The organism is Pseudomonas segetis, from assembly GCF_900188155.1.
Classification (GTDB): domain Bacteria; phylum Pseudomonadota; class Gammaproteobacteria; order Pseudomonadales; family Pseudomonadaceae; genus Aquipseudomonas; species Aquipseudomonas segetis.
Genome location: NZ_FZOG01000002.1, coordinates 1,171,118 through 1,179,970, shown reverse-complemented (window position 1 = coordinate 1,179,970; position 8,853 = coordinate 1,171,118). Strand labels below are relative to the sequence as shown.

Annotated in this window: 7 protein-coding genes and 1 pseudogene; 2 read left to right on the top strand and 6 right to left on the bottom strand. The window is 56.6% G+C overall.

What is annotated here, in order from left to right; all coding sequences use genetic code 11:
- The 6 genes and pseudogenes from CHB79_RS21915 to CHB79_RS11245 all read right to left on the bottom strand — a co-directional run.
- Positions 1-108: pseudogene (locus CHB79_RS21915) on the bottom strand (C4-dicarboxylate ABC transporter); the annotation flags it as partial.
- A 125-nt stretch (positions 109-233) separates the two neighbouring features.
- A complete protein-coding gene (dctP, locus tag CHB79_RS11265) occupies positions 234-1,223 on the bottom strand; it encodes a C4-dicarboxylate TRAP substrate-binding protein DctP (RefSeq protein ID WP_089359922.1) in 990 nt (329 codons plus the stop codon).
- A gap of 335 nt (positions 1,224-1,558) precedes the next feature.
- Positions 1,559-2,944 carry a sigma-54-dependent transcriptional regulator gene (locus CHB79_RS11260; RefSeq protein ID WP_089359921.1) on the bottom strand — a complete coding sequence of 462 codons (1,386 nt, stop codon included), beginning with the start codon at positions 2,942-2,944 and terminating at the stop codon, positions 1,559-1,561.
- A 190-nt stretch (positions 2,945-3,134) separates the two neighbouring features.
- Entirely contained in the window at positions 3,135-4,952 is a 1,818-nt protein-coding gene (locus tag CHB79_RS11255; protein WP_089359982.1) for a sensor histidine kinase, read from the bottom strand.
- A gap of 98 nt (positions 4,953-5,050) precedes the next feature.
- Positions 5,051-5,902 carry a glutathione-dependent disulfide-bond oxidoreductase gene (gene yghU / locus CHB79_RS11250; protein ID WP_089359920.1) on the bottom strand — a complete coding sequence of 284 codons (852 nt, stop codon included), beginning with the start codon at positions 5,900-5,902 and terminating at the stop codon, positions 5,051-5,053.
- Between the two features lie 44 nt (positions 5,903-5,946).
- A complete protein-coding gene (locus CHB79_RS11245; RefSeq protein WP_089359919.1) occupies positions 5,947-6,654 on the bottom strand; it encodes a haloacid dehalogenase type II in 708 nt (235 codons plus the stop codon).
- Positions 6,655-6,787: 133 nt separating this feature from the next.
- On the opposite strand from CHB79_RS11245, the gene CHB79_RS11240 reads away from it, so the two are divergent.
- Together CHB79_RS11240 and CHB79_RS11235 are read left to right on the top strand one after the other, a co-directional pair.
- Positions 6,788-7,384 carry a TetR/AcrR family transcriptional regulator gene (locus CHB79_RS11240; RefSeq protein WP_089359918.1) on the top strand — a complete coding sequence of 199 codons (597 nt, stop codon included), beginning with the start codon at positions 6,788-6,790 and terminating at the stop codon, positions 7,382-7,384.
- A gap of 205 nt (positions 7,385-7,589) precedes the next feature.
- Positions 7,590-8,831, top strand: a complete 1,242-nt coding sequence (locus tag CHB79_RS11235; RefSeq protein WP_089359917.1) for an OprD family porin — start codon at positions 7,590-7,592, stop codon at positions 8,829-8,831.
- Positions 8,832-8,853: the final 22 nt, after the last annotated feature.

The window sequence follows — 8,853 nt, the reverse complement described above, 5'->3', positions numbered from 1 at the left end:
GAGATTGTTGAGGATTACGTAGGTAAAGGTTACTAGCGTCATCGACCCTAATAAAAAGGCAATAAAGCCTTCTTCGAAGTGGTCCCAAACGCGCCGCAAGGCGTTCATCAATAAGATCTCCAAAGGTGAGGGGCGAAGACCGTGGTAACCCGCGATCTTGCTTGGGGCCCGGTAGCGCGTGCCCTGGAGGCGCGCGCTACCGGGTTTCGAGCCGCAATTGCGGCCAGGTCACCTTAGTTGTTCGAAGCTTCAGCGGCCTTGATCAGGTCAGCACCGATGTCGCCTTCAAACTTCTTCCAGACTGGCTTCATGGCATCGCGCCACTCAGCACGCTGCTCTGGCGTCAGGGTGATGATCTCGCTGGTTTTAGCGTCGATGATGCGCTGCTTGTCACCTTCGTTGAGGATCTCGGCTTGCTTGTTCACTTCAGCGGTCACTTCAATCAGGATCTTGTCCAGTTCGGTGCGTACATCTTCAGGCAGGCCGTTCCAGAACTTGGTGTTGGTGATCAGCATGTAGTCCAGTACACCGTGGTTGGATTCGGTGATGTACTTCTGAACTTCGTTGAACTTCTGGCTGTAGATGTTCGAGTACGGGTTTTCCGCACCGTTTACAACGCCAGTTTGCAGGCCTTGGTAAACCTCGGCAAAGCTCATCTTGCGTGGGTTGGCGCGCACTGCCTTGAATTGCTCTTCAAGTACTGCAGAAGCCTGTACACGGAACTTCAAGCCGCGAGCGTCTTTAGGTTCGTGCAGTGGCTTGTTGGCCGACAGTTGCTTCATGCCGTTGTGCCAGTAGCCGAGGCCTGTGATGTTCTTCGATTCCATCGAAGTCAGCAGTTCCTGGCCTTGTGGGCTTTGCTGGAATTTGTCGACGGCGTGAATATCGTTGAACAGGAACGGCAGGTCGAAAATCTGCAGTTTTTTGGTGTATTGCTCGAACTTGGCCAGCGATGGAGCGATCAGTTGCACGTCGCCGAGCAGCAGGGCTTCCATTTCTTTACCGTCACCGAACAGCGACGAGTTCGGGTAAACCTCTACCTTTACTTTGCCTGGCAGGCGTTCTTCAACCAGTTTCTTGAACAGGTTTGCGCCTTGGCCTTTAGGGGTGTTGTCGGCTACGACGTGGGAGAATTTGATCACGATCGGGTCGGCCGCCTGGGCCATACCGGCGATGCTCAGCGACAGGGCACATGCGAGTGCCTTGGCAGTCATTTTGAACATGCGAATACTTCCTCTTGTTGTGTTTATAGCGTTGAGCGCCGTAGCGCGAAAACCGGGCGAACAACAACAAGTCTAGGCTGCTTGTCAGAAAATGACGGGCGCATGGCAGAGATTACCTGGCTTGTATTTGTTGTATCGCCTGCAAAGGGTAGAGCAACGGCCATGCCAGTGTATTGCTTGTGCGAAAAACAGTTAGCAATTTCAGTGGGTAATTCCAATAACACCCGTTGTTACTGGCTTTTATCTATGTTGAGGTTGACGATGATATTTTATTGCTATGCGAGATTCGCATAGCAATAGTTGGTTGGCTATTAGAGGTGGCGGTTTTTCGCCAGTTAGTCCGCGCTATCTGGCGAGCTTTCGCCAGTGTCAGCGAAACTGAGGCCATGTTTGCGCAATTTGTCGTGCAGGGTCTTGCGGGGCACGCCCAAGGCTTCGGCCAGGCTGCGCATCGAACTGTGCGAGCGATTGAGTTCGGCGGCGATGATCGAGCGTTCAAAGCGTTCAACCTGCTCACTCAGTGATTCGCCTTGGGGGTTCTGTACCGGCGGCTCATCAATCACCTGTTCAAGGCCCAGGCCAAGCCCCAATGCAAATCGCTCGGCGGCATTTTGCAGCTCGCGCACGTTGCCTGGCCAACTATGACGGAGCAATTGCGCCGATTGCGCAGGTTGCAGGGCGCGAGTGGCCAGCGAGTGGCGTGCACTGGCATTGTCGGCAAAGTGCTGGAACAGCAGCAGGATGTCGTCACCGCGCTCGCGCAGCGATGGAATACTGAGCGGCGCCACATTCAGGCGGTAATAAAGGTCAGCTCGGAAACGGCCTTGGTCCGCCGCTTGGCGCAAGTCCTCCTTGGTTGCGGCAATGATACGGATATCCAGAGGTATCAATTGGTTGCCACCCAAGCGCTCGACCACCCGTTCTTGCAGCAGGCGCAGCAGCTTGACCTGCACGTCCAGGCTCATGCTTTCGATTTCATCGAGAAACAGCGTGCCGCCATTGGCAAACTCAAACTTGCCGATGCGGCGCTTCTGCGCGCCCGTAAAGGCGCCAGGCTCGTGGCCGAACAGCTCGCTTTCAACCACTGACTCAGCCAGTGCTCCGGCGTTGATCGCAACAAATGGCCCGTCGCGGCGGCTGGACAGGTCATGCAAGGCACGTGCGACCACCTCTTTGCCGGAGCCGGTTTCTCCCAAGATCAATACATCGGTGCTGATGCTGGCGAGCGCACCGATTTGCTCACGCAAGCGCTGCATGGGGATTGATTGACCAACCAGGCGCGCGGTCAGTTGGTGCTGGTCGGTCAGGGCCAGGCGCAGGCTGCGATTGTCCAGGACCAGGCGGCGCAAGGCCAGCGCACGGCGCACGCTGTCGAGCAGATCTTCGCTGGCAAAGGGTTTCTCAAGGAAGTCATAAGCCCCGGCGCGCATGGCTTGTACGGCGAGCGGTACGTCTCCATGGCCGGTAATCAACAGAATGGGTAGCTCGGGGTCTTGTTCCTGCAATTGCTTGAGCAGTTGCAGCCCATCAATGCCCGGCATGCGGATATCACTGACCACCACGCCTGGCCAATCGCGGGCAATATGCGTGGCGATGTCCTGGGCATTGGCCAGGCTGGTGACCTGCAAGCCTGCCAGGTCAAGCGTCTGGCTGAGTGCCTGGCGTAGGTGTGGATCATCATCAATCAGCAAAACCTGAGTACGGGCGTCGAGGGTGGTCATGGAGCAAAACCTCAGGGTTGAGCATCAACAATCCATGTTAATGGGCAGGTAAATGTCGGTTGTGGCAATTCTAGAGTCTTTGCAACCGCTCACCTGATGGCTGGCACCATGGAGCGGGTGCAGCCACCTAGATTAAGCCAGTCTGAGCAGTGCAGGAATTGATCTGGTTCAAGGGTTTTCCAGTGGCGGCTCAGCTTTCGTTGTAATGGTCTTTGTTCATGGTGTTGTCGCTGCGCAGCAAGTGCAGGGTCAGCACGGCGCCGCCATCTTTATGATTGGCAAAGCGCAGTTCGCCGCCCAGGGCTCGCATCAAGGCTTCGCAAATGGCCAAACCCAAGCCCAGGCCCTGGGCGCTGGTTTTTGTGGTGTAAAAGGGTTCCAGTGCGCGCTGCAGGGCTTCGGCGCTGAAACCCGGGCCATTATCACGCAGATGCAGGTCCAGGGTGGTTTCGGTCAGTTCTGCGCTGATCCAGATCCGACGCGGCTGCGGGCATTCACTGAGTGCATCCAGCGCGTTGGCCAATAAATTGCCGAGCAATTGGCGCAGGCGCGTTTCGCCAGCCTGGACCCACAGGGTTGCATCTGGAAGGTCGCGAATCAACTCTACGTCCATGGCGCGGCGACGCTTGGCCAGCAGGGCCAGGGCATCATCAATGGCGGGTTGCAGGGCGACGGTTTCCGGGGCATGCCGGTCGCGGCGGGCGAAGGCGCGCAGATGCGAGATGATCGATGCCATGCGTTCGGTCAGCTGGCTGATCAGCTTGAGGTTGTGGCGGGCATCGTCATTGCGTTGGTGGTCGAGCAGCACCCCGGCATTTTCTGCATAGCTGCGGATGGCCGCGAGCGGTTGATTGAGTTCGTGGCTGATGCTTGCAGACATGGTGCCGAGCGCCGACAACTTGCTGGCCTGGACTAGCTCATCCTGTGCTCGAACCAGCTCTTGCTGGGCGTTTTCTCGTTCAAGCACTTCAAGGCGCAGGCGACTGTTGAGTTGCTCAAGGTCCTGGGTGCGCTCCAGTACCCGCTGCTCAAGTTGCAGGCGTGCCTGGGCGTCGAGGGCAATACGTTCAAGATAGTGGCGCCGCCGCTGCATCAGCAAACCGAGCAGCAGTATCAGCATCAATAAGGCCGCGCCGCCGACAGCGACTGCGCTGCGCACTGGGCGATCAAGCAGCGCACGGGGCGCAACGATGCTTACCGTCCAACCGATGTTGTCGAGTTTGCGCGATTGCTGCATCCACGCATCGGGCTGAAGCTTCAACGGTGGCGGTGATTGAATTTGATAGGGCTGTGTGTCGGTAATCGCTGCGCGTTCGGCATTGTCCAGCGCTCGGGTTGCGTGGAAGCGCCAGCCCGGATGCGAGGTCAGAATTACTACGCCGTAATTGTCGGTCACCAGCAAGCGTTCCGGGCGTTCACCCCACAGGGTTTCGGTGTGGTCGAGATCGACCTTGACCACCAGCACGCCAATGACCCCGCTTGTGTCGCGCACGGCGGCGGCAAAGAAGTAACCGCGCTTGCCCGATGTGGTTCCCAGTCCGAAGAAGCGGCCGGGACGACCCTGCAGCGCTTCGCGAAAATAGGGGCGGTAAGAGAAATTGCGCCCGACAAAGGAGTCGTCCTGCTGCCAGTTGGAGGCCGCCAGGGTTTGTCCATTGGGCGCCATCAAGTAAATAACATCGGCACCGGTTTGTTCTTTTAAGTCATTGAGCAAGCGGTTTGCGTTATCGCGCTTAGCTCCCGAGTCGGGTTGGCCCAATAGTTGGCGCAAGGTTGGCAGTTGACCCAGAATCGGCGGTAAAACCTCATAGCGATTGAGGGTGCCAAGCAGGTTGGCAACATAGAGGTCGAGAATCTGCTGCCTCTGCTCAGCCAACTGTTCGCGGTAGTAACGCTCGATAACAATTTGCAGCGGCCACAACAGTGGCGCGAGCACAAGCCCTAGCAGCAGCAAGCTGCGCCAGCGCAGGCGACGGGGGACAGTTGAATGGGTGGTTGCTCGACTCATGCTGCGCATTATGCACAGAGCGTAATAAAAGCGCTTGCCTGAGCATTGAGTTCTCACTCGGGCAAAACCTGTCCGAGTGAGACTAACTCCGCACGCAGCTAGGCGATATTGTCGAAGTCGCTGGCATCATGGCGTTCGCGCAGTTGCTCGTGCGGCTCGCCCCAGGTGCGATTGACCATACGCCCGCGTTTTACCGCAGGACGACTGGCAATGTCCTTGGCCCAACGCTGCAGATTCTCATAACCTTGCACTTGCAGGAACTCGGCGGCATCGTACAAACCGCCCAGGGCGAGCACGCCGTACCAGGGCCAAATGGCGATGTCCGCAATGCTGTATTGATCGCCGGCGATGTAGCGGTTGTTGGCCAGTTGGCGATCCAGCACGTCGAGCTGGCGTTTGGTTTCCATGGTGAAGCGGTCGATCGGGTACTCGAACTTGCTTGGCGCATAGGCATAGAAATGCCCAAAGCCGCCACCCAGGTATGGCGCGCTGCCCATCTGCCAGAACAACCAGTTGAGGGCTTCAGTCCGGGCTTTGGGCTCGCTTGGCAGCAGTGCACCAAACTTTTCGGCCAGGTGCAGCAGGATCGAACCGGACTCGAACAGCCGTACCGGGCTGGCGCCACTGTGATCCATCAGCGCGGGAATCTTCGAGTTGGGATTGACCTCGACAAAGCCGCTGGAGAACTGGTCACCTTCTGAAATATCAATCAACCAGGCATCGTATTCCGCCCCTGAATGCCCCAGCTCCAGCAACTCTTCAAGCATCACCGTGACCTTGACCCCGTTGGGCGTTGCCAGTGAGTAGAGTTGCAGCGGGTGCTTGCCGACGGGCAGGGCTTTTTCGTGAGTCGGGCCGGCAATCGGGCGGTTGATACTCGCAAACTTGCCGCCACTTTCTTTGTCCCAGGTCCAGACGGCGGGTGGGGTGTAGGTGGAGTCATCTTGCATTGTGCGTTCCTCTATTGAGCGATAGTGGATCTGAGCCTAGCGGCTTAATGAGTGCCAGCTGGGTGTGCGTCGGCGATGATCAGTTGCGCCAACTCACTGAATTGGCTCGCAACGTAGTCAGGTACAGGCACGCCGGTTGCTGGCAGTATTGCGTTGTGTGGTCGTGTCAGCAGGGCGCCCTTGCATCCGGCAGCTTGTGCGCCGATGGTGTCCCACAGATGGCAGGCAACCATGATCAGCTCGCTTGGCTGCACCTTCATCTGCTCGGCCACCAGTTGGTAGGTTTGTGGGGCGGGTTTGAACTTCTTTACCGATTCCACGCTGAATGAGCGTTCAAAGAACTCGCTTAAGCCAGCCCGTTCAAGTGCGCTTGGGGCAGGGCTGCTGGCCGAGTTGGTCAGCGTCACCAGGCGAAAACCCGCGTCGCGCAATAGCCTCAGTGCTGGCTCTGCGTCGGCATGGGCGGGCATGGTACTCATGCGCTGCTTGAGTTCGTCGAGATCTGCATGGCTGATGGTTTTGCCGTAAATCGTGGCGAGCATCTCCAATGCGCCAGCGCCAAGCTCGCCGAACGGACGATAAAGGCCGCTCAGGGTCATGGTTTGTGAGTAAAGGACCAGCTGTGCGAACCACTCGCGCAGCACCGTTGAGTCTGCAAATATGCGTTCAAACACGGGGTTCAGCGCGGTGATGTCGAGCAGGGTTTCGTTCACATCAAAAACTATGATTGGCAGTGGCTTGCGTGTGGGCATCGGGAAATCCTCTTGCCGGGGCATTTTTGAAGGATCGTTCAAATATGGCTCCACGTTAATTGAGAGTTTGCGGTCGATCAAGCTATAATTGAGCGATCACTCAAAAACAAGTCACTGCTTCCCAAGGATCGCCATGCCCCGTGCCGCCCGCTTTGATCGCCAAGTCGCGCTGGAACGCGCTGTCGAACTGTTTTGGTCCAGGGGTTATTACGCATCCTCCATGAAGCATATCGAGCAGGCGCTGGATATGCGTCCCGGTAGTCTCTATGCGACTTTCGGCAGCAAGAGCGGCTTGTTCATCGAAGCGCTGGATGCCTATGTGGAACGCACGGGGGAGAACTTCCGTTTGATGCTCGACCAGGCGCCCACTGTCATTGACGGATTGAAGGGCTACCTGCGTTCATTCGCCTGTGTGCGCAATGCCCAGGCGCCGGCGCAAGCCTGCATGCTGGTCAAGACCCTGCTCGAAATCAATCCGGAAGATGCGCAACTGCTGGCCAAGGCCGACGCTGTTCTGGCACAGGTAGAACAACGCATCTGCATGGCCCTGGAGCAGGCCCGGCTTGCGGGCGAATTGCGCCCAGAGGTTGATTGCCCAAGGCTGGCACGTTTGCTTCAGGCGCAAATGATCGGCTTGCGGGTATTTGCCGAGCGCGATATCCCCAATGCTCAGATTGAGGCGTTGGCCGATGACATGGTCAATATGATTGATGCCTACAGGCACGCCTGAGTATTACTTCCCGCCTTCGTCCAATTCAAGCAGCAGGCCTGACGCTATGGGCGTTTCCAGGCAAGTGCCTGGCTATATAAATATTTTTTAAGTATCGATTAGATATTTTACATATATTTTAAATCTTGATTTTTTGTCTCTAGCATCTCGTTTGCTGCCACTTGCCTGACAGCTCAAATAAAAACAATTAAACGAGGCAACAATCATGACGAGATGCCACTTGCGTGTCCAAACTGTGCTCGCCGCCAGTTCGGTTTTAGCTATTCCCCTTACTGCCAATGCAGCTTTCTTTGAAGACAGCAAAGCCTCAGTCGAGCTACGTAACTTTTACCTCAACAGCGATTATCACCAGCCAGGTGCCAGGCAGTCGCTGCGCGACGAGTGGGCGCAAGGTTTCATCCTCGACTACCGCTCGGGATTTACCGAAGGCACGCTGGGTTTCGGGGTCGATGCCATAGGTTTGCTCGGCGTTAAGCTTGATTCCGGCCCCGACCGGCAAAACACCGGTTTGCTGCCAGTGGGTGACGACAAAGCGCCCGATGAGTACAGCCAATTAGGCGCAGCGGCCAAGGCGCGTATATCCAAGAGCGTGTTGCGTGTTGGCACTCTGATACCCAAGTTGCCAACTGTGCTACCTAATGATTCGCGACTGCTGCCGCAGACATTCCAGGGCGCGCAGTTGCAGTCAAAGGATATCGACAACCTGACTGTGGATCTTGGTCGCCTGACCCAGAACAGTCTGCGTAACTCTAGCTCTAACGATGACATGGCCGTTGCTGGCAAGGGGATTCAGGGCGGGCAGGAGAGTGATGAATTCAACTTTGCCGGGGCGAATTACAAGTGGGGTAAAAACCTCACGACGGGCTACAACTACGCCCATCTGGACAAGAACTACCGCCAGCACATCGCCAATATCAAATACAAATATCCGCTGGGTGATGAGCAGTCTTTCGAGACGGACATCCGCTATGCCTACTCCAGTAATGACGGCAAGACCAATATCGACAACAAGGCCTTTGGCGCCAAGTTGATCTACAACCTTGGCGGTCACTCCTTCGGGGTCAATTACCAGGAAATGAATGGCAAGACTGGCTTTCCGCACATCGAAGGCACCAACTCTTACCTGGTCAACTACGTAATGATTTCCGCTGACTTTGCCAGCCCGGAGGAGCGTTCCTGGCAGGCACGTTATGACTATAACTTTGCGGCGGTTGGCCTGCCCGGCCTGACCTTTATGACTCGCTACACCAGCGGTGACAACTTTGTCCGTTCGCCTGGCCGCGAGGGCAAGGAGTGGGAGCGCAACACCGATATTGCCTATGTCGTGCAGAGTGGCCCGTTCAAGGATTTCGGGATCAAGTGGCGCAACGGCACCTACCGCAGCAATGGTGGCAACGATATCGATCAGAACCGTTTGATCTTCAGCTATACCCTCGCGCTGCTCTAGGCCCGGTTGGACTGCCCCTGTT

Coding starts and splice junctions, on each gene's coding strand:
- dctP (WP_089359922.1), bottom strand. CDS start 1,223: ATGTTCAAAATGACTGCCAAGGCACTCGCATGTGCCCTGTCGCTGAGC.
- CHB79_RS11260 (WP_089359921.1), bottom strand. CDS start 2,944: ATGACCACCCTCGACGCCCGTACTCAGGTTTTGCTGATTGATGATGAT.
- CHB79_RS11255 (WP_089359982.1), bottom strand. CDS start 4,952: ATGAGTCGAGCAACCACCCATTCAACTGTCCCCCGTCGCCTGCGCTGG.
- yghU (WP_089359920.1), bottom strand. CDS start 5,902: ATGCAAGATGACTCCACCTACACCCCACCCGCCGTCTGGACCTGGGAC.
- CHB79_RS11245 (WP_089359919.1), bottom strand. CDS start 6,654: ATGCCCACACGCAAGCCACTGCCAATCATAGTTTTTGATGTGAACGAA.
- CHB79_RS11240 (WP_089359918.1), top strand. CDS start 6,788: ATGCCCCGTGCCGCCCGCTTTGATCGCCAAGTCGCGCTGGAACGCGCT.
- CHB79_RS11235 (WP_089359917.1), top strand. CDS start 7,590: ATGACGAGATGCCACTTGCGTGTCCAAACTGTGCTCGCCGCCAGTTCG.